This is a genomic window from Streptomyces luteosporeus (assembly GCF_039532865.1).
In the GTDB taxonomy this organism is placed as follows: Bacteria; Actinomycetota; Actinomycetes; order Streptomycetales; family Streptomycetaceae; genus Streptomyces; species Streptomyces luteosporeus.
Window position 1 is genome coordinate 1 of sequence record NZ_BAAASL010000012.1, and the last position, 13,102, is coordinate 13,102.

The window sequence follows — 13,102 nt, forward strand, 5'->3', positions numbered from 1 at the left end:
CGGACGGCGCCGTGCGACTCAGCCATTGTTAGCGGCGCTCGAAACCCCTGGCAAAGCCCCCCAATACGGCCTTCTTTCGTGCCCGAGCACACGTCAGGGCCACGACGTCGGCCGATACCAACGGCCCTCTTTCATAGGTGATCCAGGTCTCATGGGCGGGCTCACATCCCGGCACCCTCCGCCTCACCCTCGGCCGAAGAAGGCGCTACTCGACGGAGCCGGAATCCGGGCCGGTACCGCGCAGCGTCTGGGCGTGGGCCAGTTCGCGGTACGCGGCGCTGCGCCGCAGCAGTTCCAGGTGCGTACCGCAGGCGATCACGCGCCCCGCGTCGAGCACGTAGATGCGGTCGGCGTTCTGGACAGTGGAGAGCCGGTGGGCGATGACCAGCAGCGCGCATTCCCCGGCGATGTCCCGCATGACCTTGCTCAGCGCCGCCTCGTTGATCGCGTCGAGGTGGGAGGTCGGCTCGTCCAGCAGCAGCAGCGAGGGCCGGGTCAGCAGGGCGCGGGCGAGGGCCACGCGCTGGCGCTCGCCACCGGAGAGGGTGGCCCCGCGCTCGCCGAGGTTGCAGGCCAGCCCCCCGGGGAGGCGTTCGACCACGTCGGTGAGGTTGGTCAGCCGCACCACCCGGTCGACCTCGGCCGCGTCGGCACCGGGCACCGCGTAGGTGATGTTGTCCCAGAGGGTGCCGTGCACGACGTGGGTGTTCTGGTCGACCAGCGCGATGCGCTCGCGGCATTCCCGGCGGGTCATCTCGGGGGCGGGCCGCCCGTCGAAGAGCAGGACGCCCTCCTGGGGCTCGTAGAAGCGGGCGGCGAGGGAGAAGATCGTGGTCTTGCCGGCGCCCGAGCGGCCCACCAGTGCGATCTGGCCGTGGTGCGGTACGGACAGGGAGACCCCGCGCAGGACGGGCCGGCCGGGGCGGTAGCCGAAGTGGACGTCGCGCAGGGTGAGGGCCCCGGCGGGCCGGCGCACGGGGGCCGGGGCCGGGGGGCGGGTGCGGCCGGCGGGCTCCTGGGGCAGGCGCAGTGCCTGGTCGATGCGCCGGTAGGCGCCCATGCCGCGCTGGACGAGGCCGACGGCGTGGAAGACGGAGGAGAGCGGGACGACCAGGTAGGAGGCGTACAGCAGGAAGGCCACCAGGTTGCCGAGCGAGCCGGCGTCGCCGACGCGCAGCCCGCCGATGACCAGGACGACCAGGAAGGACCCCTGGATGGCGAGTTCCGCCGCCGAGTTCATGACGGCGGACAGCTTGGCGGTGCGCACGCCGGTGCGGTACGCGGCGTCGATGCGCGTGCCGATCCGCTCGGCCTCGCGGGCCTCGGCGCAGTGGGCCCGCACCATGGGCAGGGCGCCGAGCGCCCGCTCCAGATCGGCGGCGAGGGTGCCGACGGCTCCCTGGGCGTGCTCGGCGGCGCTGCGCAGTCCCGAGACCAGGCAGGCGACCACCGCGGCCGCGGCGGCGAGGGTGACGGCGACCAGCAGGAGCAGGACGGGGTCGAGCCAGGCCATCAGGGCCAGGGCCCCCGCGGAGACGAGGCACCCCGTCACCATGTCGACGACGGCCTGGGCGGTGGCCTCCCGGACGACGGTGGTGTCGGTGGTGACCCGGGATATCAGGTCGGCGCTGCGGTGCTCGCCGTACGTGCGCATCTCCAGGCGCAGCAGGTGGGAGACCAGGCCGTGCCGCAGGGTGCGGATCACGCCTTCCCCCATCCGTTCGAGCAGGAAGCGGCCCACCGCGCCGGTCACGGCTTCGCCCGCGAACAGGCCCACGAGGAGCAGCACGGGCCACAGCAGGCCCCCCTGTCCCGCGGCGTCCACGATGCGCCGGGCGACCAGCGGCTGGGCCAGGCCCAGTGCCGAGCCGGCCAGGGTGAGCCCGGTGGCGGCGGCGACGGCCGGGCGGTGGCCGGAGGTCAGGCGCACCATGGTGGCCAGGGCCCCGGGGCCGGCCTTGTCCCGGCCCCGGTCGGGCGGGGGCGCCGTCCCGTCCGGCCGGTCCGGGCGGGCCTCGGCGTCGGTGGCGAGTCCTCCGGTCACCCGGCACCCCCGTCCGCGGGTGGCACGGTCAGCAGGCGGCTGAAGTAGTCGTCGGGCACGCCCTCGCCCACCGGCCGGCCCTCGGCCTCGATCCATGCGTGGGCGGCGAAGGGCGGCACGACGCGCGCGCCGGTGCACCAGGTGGGCCAGACCCCCCACAGGCGGCACAGCAGTGCCGCGCCCAGGGAGCGGGGCAGGCAGCCCTGGGGCCCGGCGCAGTGGAGGCTGACCGCGCACAGCGCGTCCCGGGCGGCCTGTGCCCGGTCGGCCGTCGCCGGGGTGGCCCCCCGGCGCAGGAGGGTCAGGACGGCCCGGATGCGGTGGGGGCGCAGCCGGGCGAGCAGCAGGGCGGCCGGCAGCACGGCCCGGGCGCCCAGGCGCCGGCCGAGCGGTACGTCCGTGGGCCGGGTCAGGGCGCTGGGGGTGCTCACGAGGCCAGTCCGCAGGTGCGCAGCTGCTCGGTGAGCGCGAGGACGTCCCGGGTCGCCCGGGCGCGGTCGATGTCGAACTCCGCGACGAGCGCGTCCACCGCGTCCCGTTCGTCGCCGCCGTCGAGCAGGGTGCGGACGACGAGGGTGCCGGAGGGGTTGAGCTCCCAGTACTCCCCGCTGTGCTGGTCGAGCAGGACGGTGCCGTATGCGGTGGTGGCGGTGCAGATGCCGGCGCTGAGCCGCAGTGCCATGTGCCGTACCCCTTTCTCCTGCTTCGCCGTGGGCTGCTACGCCGTGGGCTGCTGCGCCGGGCCGGGGGCCGGCGGAGTGTCGCGGTCGGTGTCGCGGGCCTGCGCGCGCAGCCACACCTCGCAGGCGATGGTGGTGTAGAGGATCGCGTCCTGCAGTCCGGGAGCGGTCGGGCGGCGGGCCAGGGCGCGCAGCGGCTCCGGGTCGACCAGGCCCAGCCGGGCCAGGTGGGAGTCCTCCCACAGGGCGAGCAGGTCGCCGCGGTGCTGCCGCAGGCCGTCGGCGGCGTCCATGGAGGCCTGCGCCTTGCTGGTGCGGGCCAGGCACTCGTCCGGCACGATGCCGCGCATGGCGGTGGTGAGCAGGGGCTTGTACGCCCAGGGGGTGACCCGGTCCTCGGGCCGGACGGCGAGGGAGGCCTCGATCACCCGGTCGTCGAAGAAGGGCGAGGCCATGGGCAGGCCCGCCCGGGCCGCCATGCCGTCCCACAGGCGGATGATCCGGGTGCAGGTGCGGATCGCCTCCAGGTCCGCGTGCAGCCCCCGGTCGGGGTGCAGCGGACGGGCGGTGGCCGCCGCCCGGGTCATGGCCCCGCGCACGAGGGCGGTGGCGTCGGGGGTGACCCAGTCGTACAGCCGCGGTGGCGAGGACCAGCCGAGCGCGCCCGCCACGGGGGCCGGCGGCGGGCCGTACAGCCGGTCCGCGGCGTCGGCGAGCCACCTGCCGTAGGGGCGCGAGTCGGCCAGGGCGCGTGTCATGCCGGACAGCGGCCAGGTGAACAGGGCCTTGAAGCCGCGCAGCCGGCCCAGGGCCAGCAGCGGCCGGCGGCGCAGCAGCCGGTGGTAGTACGCCTCCGAGCACCAGGCGACGTGGTCGCCGCCGATGCCGGTCAGGTGCAGCCGGGAGCCGCGCTCCTTGAGCGCGGGCAGGTGGTGCAGCACGCGGGCCCGGTCCATCACGCCGATGGTCGGCTCGTCCATGGGGTCGTCGATGTCCAGCAGGTCGGTGTAGACCAGGGGGGAGGCGTGGGCGTCCCAGACGACGTGCTCGACGCCGGGCAGGTGGCCCGCCGCCCTCTTGGCCCAGGCGAGGTCGTCGTCGGCGGGGTCGCGGCCGGGCCAGGTGTTGGCGATCACGTGGGCGGGGGAGCGGTCGGCCAGGAAGCACACCGACGTGGAGTCCAGGCCGCCGGAGAGGTCGCAGCTGACCACTCCGCCCTGCCGGGTGCGGGCGTCCACGGCGTCGGTGAGCGCCTGACGGACGGCCGGTGCGCCGGCGGACAGCGGGCGCACCGGCTCGGGCGGCGTCCACCAGCGCGAGGTGTGGGCCGTGCGCCCGTCGGCCGACAGGTGCAGGGCCTCTCCGGGCGGGACGGCGCTCACGCCCTGCCAGACGGAGGTCTCGTACAGCGGGTGGGGGAGGGGCCACAGCAGGCGGAGGGCCAGTTCGCGCGGGTCCGGGCCGTGACCTGCGGCCCGTGCGAGCAGGTCGGCCGCGCTCGCGGCCACCCGGACGCCCTCGACGGACGCGTGGAAGACCAGCCGCAGGCCGGAGGCCGGGCCGTGGATCCGCGTCCGCCCGTCCAGCGAGGCCACCAGATGGAAGCTGCCGGGCAGGGTGCGGGCGAGGTCGTCGAGCCGGGCGAGGTCGGTGAGCCGGTCGGCGTGGCGCCGGAGTACGTCGGCGGTGACGGGGCAGCAGCCCAGCACGGCGAGCGCGGCTCGCCGGGTGGCGGCGGTGGTGCACTCCTCGTCGCTCCAGTGACCGGTGATCCAGGGCCTGCCGGAGGGGTGGTCGAGGGTGCGCGTTCCGGGGCGGCGGGGCAGACGACGGGCCGCGGCAAGCGCGTCCTCGCAGTCCGGAAGGACCGCGAAGCACGCGCCGCCCCGGCCCGCCGCCGCATGATCATGCGATGACGCCATGGCGTGCGATCAGCTGCCCGGCCTCAGTTCTTGCTGAAGATGAGGCGGTCGTTCCCGTTCTTCGCCAGCAGGCCGGTCTTCGTGCGGAAGTCGCCGCGCCGGGTGAGGGCAGGGGTCTCGTACGCCTTCTTCATGAGCTTCTCCTCTTTTTTGGGAGGGAGAACCAGCCCTGCATCAGACGTAACTCCCGCCTGGTGCAAGGGGGTTCGCTGCTACGGAGAACGTAGCAGCGCACCCCGGCGGTCAGACAATACGCTCATGTGCGTATACATAAGGGCAATCGCATAGATATCCGCTGCGCCCGTGTTCGGAGGAAGGGAGTTCGGAAGGGGAGGCTGGCGCGCCGGGAGATCGCTACTGTTAAGGTAAGGCTTACCTATTCGAAGCCCATGTCGAATCGTGCGCAGGGGGTCCTCGTGGCGGTGGCAGTCGCTCCTTCCCGGACGGCCGGTGCGCTCGGCGCGCCCGCCTGGGCCGGTGTGCTGCAGGAGACCTACGCCCGGCTGGCCGAGGCGCTCGGCCCGGTCGTCCGGGTGCGGGCCGGCGCCGGCACCGACGGCGACCCCGTCACCGCCGAACGCCTCGTCAAGGACGAGGCGCTGCGCGAATGGCTGGTCGAGGCGTCCGCCCGCAGGATCGAGGAGGGCCACGGCACCGCGCCCCGGCGCGACGTCGCGGCCCTCGACGTGCTGCACCAGTACGCCTTCTTCGCCGCCGTCACCATGAGCGGCCCCTGGTTCCTGGAGCGGCGCGTGCCCTGGGTCGGGCCCGGCGGCGTCGGGTACGACCCGGCCTCCGCCACGCTGACCGTCTCCCCCTCCTACCTCTCCTGCCTGCCGGACGACCCCGCCGCCGGCCTGCCGGGCTTCCGCGTCGTCGCGGACGAGGAGGCGCTGCGCACGGAGCTGCGCGGCGCGGTGGCCCACCACCTCGGGCCGGTCCTGGAGGCCTTCCGCCCGCTGCTGCGCCGCGGCCCCCGCGCCGTGTGGGGGCTGGCCACCGACGAACTGGCCGAGGGCATCTGGTACCTGGGCCGCCTCATCGGGCAGGAGGGCCGCGCGGTGGCCGCGGCCGAGCGGCTGCTGCCGGGCAGCACCGCGCCGTTCGTGGGCGCGGCCGGGTTCCGTCCGTCGTGCGGCGACCCCGAGGCGGAGGCGGTCGGCGAGTCCACCCGTACGCGCGTGAACTGCTGCATGTGGTACACCATCACCCCGCAGACGGTCTGCCCCACCTGCCCGCGCCGCAAGCGCCCCTGAACGCGGCCGGCATGCGAAGGCCGGGCCTCCCTCGGGAGGCCCGGCCTTCGCATGCCGCGTGGCCTGCTGTCGCCGCGTCAGGCGCGGGCGCCGTCCACCCCGTACGTCTTGGCGACGTCGTCGAGGACGGACTCGGCGCCGTAGAGGCCCACGGCGAGCATCCACGTGGTGTCGTCGACCTCGTGGACCTGGCCCTTGAGCTGCTTCCACAGCGGGTTCGCCTGGAACTTCTCCTTGTTCTTCGTGCCGGCCCCCGACGGGTCGGGGTAGGCGGTGACGAAGATGTCGTCCGCGTCGACCTTCTTGATCTGCTCCTCGGAGATGTCGGCGTTGAAGCCGGTGCCCTTGGCGTCCTGCGGCTTGTCGAAGCCGAGGTCCTTGACGATGACGCCGATGTAGGTGTCCTCCTTGTACAGGCGCGTCGGGCCGTCGAGGAAACGCACCACGGAGACCGAGGGGTTGGACCCCTTCTTCTTGCGGACCGCGTCGCCGATCGCCTTGGCGCGCTTGTCGTACGCGGCGATCTTCTCGTCGGCGAGCTTCTCCTTGCCGAGCGCCTTGCCGACCAGCTTGAGGTTGTCCTTCCAGGTCGCGCCGGTGTCCTCGGTGAAGACGGTGGGCGCGATGGCCGACAGCTGGTTGTAGAGCTTCTCGTGACGGACCTTCGCCGACAGGATCAGGTCGGGCTTGAGGACCTTGATCTTCTCCAGGCTGGGCTCCTCCAGCATGCCGACCGGCTTCGCCTTGCCGCCGTAGGTGGCCGCGTCCTTGCCGAAGTACGCGGGCAGCTTCTCGTCGGGGGAGGCGAGGGTGGTGTAGCCGACGATGTTGCCCTGCAGGGCCAGTGCGGCGTCCACGAACGTCATGTCGAGGGCGACGATCCGCTTGGGGGCCTGCTTGAGCTGCGTCCTGCCCATGGCGTGTTCGATCGTGCGCGGGAAGGCGGTGCCCGAGGCGGCCGTGCCCTTGCCGCCCTGATCGTCCGTATTCTTGTCCGAGCCGCCGCCGCAGGCGGCGGTGGCGAGCAGACCTGCGGTCACGGCGACGGCGCCGACGGTACGGCCGAAGCGGCTGAGCCAACGGGCTCTCATCACGGGGGTCCCTTCTCTGTGCGCGTTGTGCGGTCCTAAGGATAGGCTCACCTAAGTGACCGAAAGACGCGGGGAGGGGATCGTGACCGAAGCGCTACCTGCGCGACCCGTACAGAGGGACATCAGGCAGGTTGCGTCCGAAAGGGCAAGAAGCCGCCGGCTGTGGACCGTTGGACTGGCCGGAGCGCTGCTCCTGGCGGTGGTCCTGAGCATCGCGTTCGGCGCCGAACCGCTCGGGCCCGGCCAGGTGTGGCACGGACTGTGGAGCCCCTCGGGCCGCGAGGGCGACGTCATCGTGCGCTCCCTGCGCATGCCGCGCACCGTGACCGCCCTCGTGGCCGGCCTCGCGCTCGGCGCGGCCGGGGCCCTGATGCAGGGCCACACCCGCAACCCCATCGCCGACCCGGTGGTGCTCGGCATCAGTGCCGGCGCCGGCGCGGGCGTGGTGGCCTCGCTGTTCCTCGTCGGCGTCAGCAGCCTGTACGGGTACGTGTGGTTCGGCTTCCTCGGCGCCGCGCTCGCCGGCACGGCCGTGTACACGGTCGGCGCGCTCACCCGCGGCGGCGCCACGCCCGTGACCCTCGCCCTGGCCGGGGCGGCGGCGCACGCGCTGTTCACGGCGCTGACCGCCGGCATGGTGCTCTTCGACCGGCAGGCACTGGAGACCTACCGCTTCTGGACGGTGGGCTCCGTCAGCGGCCAGCCGCTGGGCCTGGTGGCCGACGCCCTGCCCTTCATCGCGGCCGGCCTCGTCCTCGCCGCGCTCAACACCCCCGGCCTCAACGCCCTCTCCCTCGGCGAGGACGTGGCCCGCATGCTCGGCGTGCGCATCGGGCTCAACCGGGCCGTGGGCATGGCCGCCATCACCCTGCTGACGGGTACGGCGGTGGCCCTGTGCGGGCCGATCGGCTTCGTCGGACTGGTGGGCACCCACATCGCCCGCCACCTGTCCGGCCCCGACTACCGCTGGATCACCGCCCAGGCCGCGCTCATCGGCGCGGCCCTGATGCTGGTCGCGGACACGCTCGGGCGGCTGGTGGCGCGCCCGGGGGAGCTCCAGGTGGGCATCATGCTCGCGCTCATTGGGGCGCCGGTCTTCATCCATCTCGTCCGCCGCCGCCAGGCGGTGAGGATATGAGCAGCGTGCAGGAATCCGTGCAGGAATCGACGGCCGTCCCCGGGCGCTCCCCGCTGAGGGCGGGCCCCCTCTCCGCGGTCTGGCGGCCGCGCACCGTCGCCGTCCCGCTGCTGGCCCTGGCCGTGCTGCTGCTCGGCACGCTGGTCAACTGCGGTCGCGGGGACGTCGGCATCCCCCTGGGGGACGTGGCGAAGGCCCTGCTGGGCGCCGGCGACGAGACCAGCCGCATGGTGGTCCTCGACCTGCGTTTGCCCCGCTCGGTGACCGGCGCCGTGGTCGGCGCCTCGCTCGCGCTGGCCGGTGCCGTCGTCCAGGGGCTGGCCCGCAACCCGCTGGCCAGCCCCGACATCCTCGGCATCACCGCCGGATCGGGCGTGGGCGCGGTGACGGTCATCGTCCTCGGCGGCGCGGGCGGTGGTGTCGGCGGCGCGCTGGCCGAGGCCGGCCTGCCCGCCGCGGCCATGGGCGGCGGCCTGCTGGCGGCCGTCGCCGTCTACGTGCTCGCCGTGCGGCGCGGCCTGTCCGGCTACCGGGTGCTGCTCGTGGGCGTGGGCGTCAATGCCGTCCTGACCAGCGTGCTGTCGTGGCTGCTGCTCAAGGCCGACATCGTCGACGCCGGCCGGGCGCTGCTGTGGCTCAACGGCAGCCTCAACGGTGCCTCGTGGGAGTCGATGCGCCCGGCCGCCTGGACGCTCGCGGTCCTCGGCCCCGTGGCGCTGATGCTGTCCTTCCCGTTCGGCGCGCTCGTCTTCGACGAGGACACCGCCCGCGGCCTGGGCGTACGGATGACCGCGACGCGCGTCGCGCTGCTGTTCACGGCGGTGCTGCTGACCGCCGCCGCGACCGCGGCCGCCGGTCCCGTCGCCTTCGTCGCCCTGGCCTGCCCGCAGCTGGCGGTCCGCCTCGTGCGCACCGGCACCCCGCCGCTGCTCGCCTCGGCCCTGATCGGCGCCGCGGTGACGGTGTGGGCCGACGTGCTCGGACGCACCGCCTTCGGAAGCGTCGAACTGCCCGTCGGCATCCTCACCGCCGCACTGGGCGCCCCGTACCTGCTGTACTTGCTCATTCGGAGCGGAAGGGCCCGCACGTCATGACCGAGATCACCCGCACCCCCGCAGCGTCCCCCGTCCGCGACGGCGCCGGGCGCCGGGTGCGCCTGCGGGCCGAGGGCCTCACGCTCGCCTACGGGGACCGGGCCGTCGTCCGGGAGCTGGACCTCGACGTCCCCGACGGCGGCATCACCGCCGTCATCGGGCCCAACGGCTGCGGCAAGTCCACCCTCCTGCGGGCGTTCGGCCGGCTGATGAAGCCCACCGCCGGGCACGTCCTGCTGGACGGCACGCCCATCCACCGCATCCCCACCCGCGAGGTGGCCGAGCGCGTGGGCCTGCTCCCGCAGTCCCCGGCCGCACCCGAGGGGCTGACCGTCGCCGACCTGGTGGCGCGCGGGCGGCACCCCCACCAGAGCTGGTACCGGCGCTGGTCCTCCGACGACGAGGCGGCGGTCGCCGAGGCGCTGCGGGCCACCGGCATGTACGAGCTGGCCGGGCGGACGCTGGACGAGCTCTCCGGCGGCCAGCGCCAGCGCGCCTGGATCGCCATGACGCTCGCCCAGCAGACCGAGCTGCTGCTGCTGGACGAGCCCACCAACCACCTCGACCTCGCCCACCAGATCGAGGTGCTCGACCTGGTGCGGGAGCTGCATCTGAGCACGGGCCGCACGGTCGTCGTGGTGCTGCACGACCTCTCGCTGGCCGCCCGGTACGCCGACCGGCTGGTGGCGATGAAGGACGGGCGCGTGGTGGCCCAGGGCGCGCCCGCCGAAGTGCTCACCGAGCAGCTGGTGCAGGAGGTCTTCGGGCTCAGCGCCCGGGTGCGCCACGACGAGGAGACCGGCGCCCCGCTGGTCATCCCGCTGAGCCGGCACGCCCGCACGGCGGCTGACGGGGCGTGAGGCGCGGGCGGGGCGGAATCATGGCCACGGTTTGGTAGGTTAGCCTTACCTAAGTCGGTGGGTGGCGGGAAACCGCTCCCACCCACCGGCGCCGCTCTGCCTGCCCACCCCGCTCGTGACCGAAGGATCCCGCCATGCTGCGTGCTCGTCTCCTCGACCGACAGGCGCAACGTGAGTCCGCTGCCCGCACCTACGCCCGGTCCATCCCGGTGGCGCCCGTCGCCGCCGCCGGCGCCGAGGTGACCGGTGCCGACGGCCGCACGTACCTCGACTGCCTCTCCGGAGCCGGCACCCTCGCCCTCGGCCACAACCACCCGGACGTCATCGTCGGCCTGCAGAAGGTCATCGGCTCCGCCGCCCCCCTGCACGCCCTCGACATGATCACCCCGCAGAAGGACGCCTTCACCGAGGAACTCCTCAAGCGGCTGCCGGGCACCCTGAACAACAACGCCAAGCTGCACTTCTGCAGCCCCGCCGGCACCGACGCCGTCGAAGCCGCGCTCAAGCTGGCCCGCAACGCCACCGGACGGCAGGGAATATTCGCCTTCACCGGCGCCTACCACGGCATGACCCTCGGCGCCTCCTCCGTCTCCGGCCCCGGCCGGATGCGCCGCGGCGCGGCCGAGTTCGGCCCGGCCGAGGCCCAGCCCGTCACCCGGCTGCCCTACCCCTACGGCTACCGCTGCCCCTTCGGCGTCGGCGCCGAACAGGCCGGCGAACTCTCCGCCCGCCTGATGGAATCCTTCGTCACCGACCCCTCCAGCGGCGTGGGCAGGCCCGCCGCCGTCATCCTCGAAGTCGTCCAGGGCGAGGGCGGCGTCGTCCCCGGCCCCGATGCCTGGCTGCGCGAAGTGCGCCGCATCACCGCCGAACACGGCATCCTGCTCATCATCGACGAGGTCCAGACCGGCATCGGCCGCACCGGCGACTTCTGGGCCTGTGAACGCGCCGGCATCACCCCCGACATCCTCGTCACCTCCAAGGCCGTCGGCGGCGGCCTGCCGCTCGCCCTCATCGCCTACCGCCCCGACCTCGACACCTGGCAGCCCGGCGACCACACCGGCACCTTCCGCGGCAACACGCTGGCCATGGTCGCCGGCGAGATCACCCTGCGCACCGTCGCCGAGCAGCAGCTGGCCGAGCGCGCCGCCAAACTCGGCGAGCGCCTGCGCGCCGGCCTGCGCGAACTGGCCACGGCACACCCGCAGATCGGCGAGGTGCGCGGACGCGGCCTGATGATCGGAGCCGAACTCGTCGACCCCACCGCCGCACCCGACGCCCTCGGCTCCCTGCCCGGCGACGGCGCCTTCGCCCGCGCCGTCCAGCAGGCCTGCCTGGAGCGTGGCCTGATCTGCGAACTCGGCGGCCGCGGCGACGCCGTGCTGCGCCTGCTGCCCCCGCTCGTCCTCACCGACGAGCAGGCCGACTCCGTGCTCGGCCGCATCGCCGAATCGCTCGCCGCCGTCACCGCGGAGCGTGCCGCGTGAACGAGCCCACCCGCGCCGACGCCGTGGCCGACCCCGCCTCCCCGTACGCCCTGCGCAAGCTCGCCTCCATCGCGCTCGACGCGCTGGCCGACGGCGCCGCCGCCCGCGGCGGCCCGCTGCCCGCCGGCGGCCCCGAGCAGGTCGCCGCCCGCACCCGCGCCCTGTGCACCCCCGTCCTGCCCGAGGAGGGCGTGGGCGCGGCCGACGCGCTGTACGACGTCGCCCGCGCCGCCGCCGAGGGCGCGGCCGACCCCTCCGACCCGCATTGCGTGGCCCACCTGCACTGCCCGCCGCTCGCCGTCGCCGCGGCCGCCGACCTCGTCGCCTCCGCCCTCAACCCCTCGATGGACTCCTGGGACCAGGCGCCGGCCGCCGCGGTCATCGAAGCGGAGGTCACCGCCGCCCTCGCCCGCCTCGTCTACCCCCACCACCCGGCCCCCGACGCCGTCATCACCAGCGGCGGCACCGAGTCCAACCTCGTCGCCCTGCTGCTGGGCCGGGAGCGCGCCCGCGCCACCGGCGCCCGTACGGTGCAGGTACTGGTCGGCGCCAACGCCCACCACAGCGTGCGCCGCGCCGCCTGGATGCTGGGCCTGCCCACGCCGCTCGTCGTCGACTGCCCCGGCGGGCGCATGAGCCCCGCGGCCCTGGACCGGGCGCTCGTCGAATGCGCGGGCCCGGCCCTGGTCGTCGCCACCGCCGGCACCACCGACGAGGGCCTGATCGACCCGCTGCCCGAGATCGCCGAAGTGGCCCGCTTCCACGGCGCCGAGCTGCACGTCGACGCCGCCTACGGCGGGCCGCTGCTCTTCAGCGACACGCTGGCACCCCGCCTGGCCGGCATCGAACACGCGGTGTCCGTGACCTACGACCTGCACAAGCTCGGCTGGCAACCCGTCGCCGCGGGCGTCCTCGCCGTCGCCGACGCACAGGTGCTGGAGCCGCTGGCCCTGACCGCCGACTACCTCAACGCCGACGACGACACCGAGGCGGGCCTGCCCGACCTGCTCGGCCGCTCCATCAGGACCTCGCGCCGACCCGACGTACTGAAGATCGCCACCACCCTGCGCGCCCTGGGCCGCCGCGGGTTGGGCGCCACGGTGGAGCACTGCGTGCGGACGGCGGCCGACGTCGCCCGTGCCGTCGACGCCCACCCGGCGCTGCGCCGCCGGCCCGGCGACGTGGGCATCAGCACCGTGCTGTTCCGCCCGGCCGCGGCGGACGCGCTGCCCGACGCGGACGGCGACGAACTCGTCGCCGCCGTCCGACGCGACCTGCTCGCGGAGGGCCGCGCCGTTCTCGGCCGCGCCACGGTGGCGGACGGCGACGGCAGGCAGCGGCTGTGGCTGAAGGTGACGCTGCTTCACCCGAGCACGACGGGGGACGACTTGGCCCCTCTGCTCGACCTCATCGCCGAGCAGGCGGAACGCCTGGCCCCAGCCAGCATGGCGGCGTAGCCGCCCTGCAGGGGCGCGGGGAACTGCGCGATCAGCCACGACGCGCCCGCAGGGGGGTATCGCGCCTTGCCCG

At 74.5% G+C, this 13,102-nt stretch carries 12 protein-coding genes; 6 read left to right on the forward strand and 6 right to left on the reverse strand.

Annotated elements, in window-relative coordinates:
- Window positions 1–205: 205 nt before the first annotated feature.
- From ABD361_RS17175 to ABD361_RS17195, 5 genes are all read right to left on the reverse strand, one after another.
- The gene (locus tag ABD361_RS17175; protein ID WP_344436438.1) at window positions 206–1,933 is read right to left on the reverse strand and encodes an ABC transporter ATP-binding protein; all 1,728 of its coding nucleotides are present in this window, start codon (window positions 1,931–1,933) and stop codon (window positions 206–208) included.
- 107 nt (window positions 1,934–2,040) lie between these two features.
- On the reverse strand, window positions 2,041–2,475 hold the full coding sequence (locus ABD361_RS17180; RefSeq protein WP_344436213.1) for a lasso peptide biosynthesis B2 protein: 435 nt from the start codon (window positions 2,473–2,475) through the stop codon (window positions 2,041–2,043).
- Window positions 2,472–2,726 (reverse strand): lasso peptide biosynthesis PqqD family chaperone, encoded by a 255-nt coding sequence (locus tag ABD361_RS17185; protein ID WP_344436214.1) that lies wholly within the window; start codon window positions 2,724–2,726, stop codon window positions 2,472–2,474. Before ABD361_RS17185 ends, ABD361_RS17180 begins: the two co-directional genes overlap by 4 nt.
- A 36-nt stretch (window positions 2,727–2,762) precedes the next feature.
- Complete coding sequence (locus tag ABD361_RS17190; RefSeq protein WP_344436215.1) at window positions 2,763–4,646, reverse strand: lasso peptide isopeptide bond-forming cyclase; 1,884 nt, start codon at window positions 4,644–4,646, stop codon at window positions 2,763–2,765.
- A 23-nt stretch (window positions 4,647–4,669) separates the two neighbouring features.
- A complete protein-coding gene (locus ABD361_RS17195) occupies window positions 4,670–4,780 on the reverse strand; it encodes a keywimysin-related RiPP (RefSeq protein ID WP_344436216.1) in 111 nt (36 codons plus the stop codon).
- A 288-nt stretch (window positions 4,781–5,068) separates the two neighbouring features.
- Between ABD361_RS17195 and ABD361_RS17200 the strand changes: the two genes are divergently transcribed.
- Complete coding sequence (locus ABD361_RS17200; protein WP_344436217.1) at window positions 5,069–5,902, forward strand: (2Fe-2S)-binding protein; 834 nt, start codon at window positions 5,069–5,071, stop codon at window positions 5,900–5,902.
- A gap of 77 nt (window positions 5,903–5,979) precedes the next feature.
- On the opposite strand, the gene ABD361_RS17205 is transcribed toward ABD361_RS17200, so the two are convergent.
- Window positions 5,980–6,993, reverse strand: a complete 1,014-nt coding sequence (locus ABD361_RS17205) for an ABC transporter substrate-binding protein (RefSeq protein WP_344436439.1) — start codon at window positions 6,991–6,993, stop codon at window positions 5,980–5,982.
- Between the two features lie 199 nt (window positions 6,994–7,192).
- Between ABD361_RS17205 and ABD361_RS17210 the strand changes: the two genes are divergently transcribed.
- From ABD361_RS17210 to ABD361_RS17230, 5 genes are all read left to right on the forward strand, one after another.
- Window positions 7,193–8,131 carry a FecCD family ABC transporter permease gene (locus ABD361_RS17210; protein ID WP_344436218.1) on the forward strand — a complete coding sequence of 313 codons (939 nt, stop codon included), beginning with the start codon at window positions 7,193–7,195 and terminating at the stop codon, window positions 8,129–8,131.
- Entirely contained in the window at window positions 8,128–9,225 is a 1,098-nt protein-coding gene (locus tag ABD361_RS17215; protein WP_344436219.1) for a FecCD family ABC transporter permease, read from the forward strand. Before ABD361_RS17210 ends, ABD361_RS17215 begins: the two co-directional genes overlap by 4 nt.
- Window positions 9,222–10,085 carry an ABC transporter ATP-binding protein gene (locus ABD361_RS17220; RefSeq protein ID WP_344436220.1) on the forward strand — a complete coding sequence of 288 codons (864 nt, stop codon included), beginning with the start codon at window positions 9,222–9,224 and terminating at the stop codon, window positions 10,083–10,085. The genes ABD361_RS17215 and ABD361_RS17220 overlap by 4 nt, the downstream gene beginning before the upstream one ends.
- 134 nt (window positions 10,086–10,219) lie before the next feature.
- Window positions 10,220–11,572, forward strand: a complete 1,353-nt coding sequence (locus ABD361_RS17225) for a diaminobutyrate--2-oxoglutarate transaminase family protein (RefSeq protein WP_344436221.1) — start codon at window positions 10,220–10,222, stop codon at window positions 11,570–11,572.
- Window positions 11,569–13,029: a pyridoxal phosphate-dependent decarboxylase family protein gene (locus ABD361_RS17230; RefSeq protein ID WP_344436222.1), complete on the forward strand. Its 1,461-nt coding sequence runs from the start codon at window positions 11,569–11,571 to the stop codon at window positions 13,027–13,029. Before ABD361_RS17225 ends, ABD361_RS17230 begins: the two co-directional genes overlap by 4 nt.
- Window positions 13,030–13,102 lie beyond the last annotated feature (73 nt).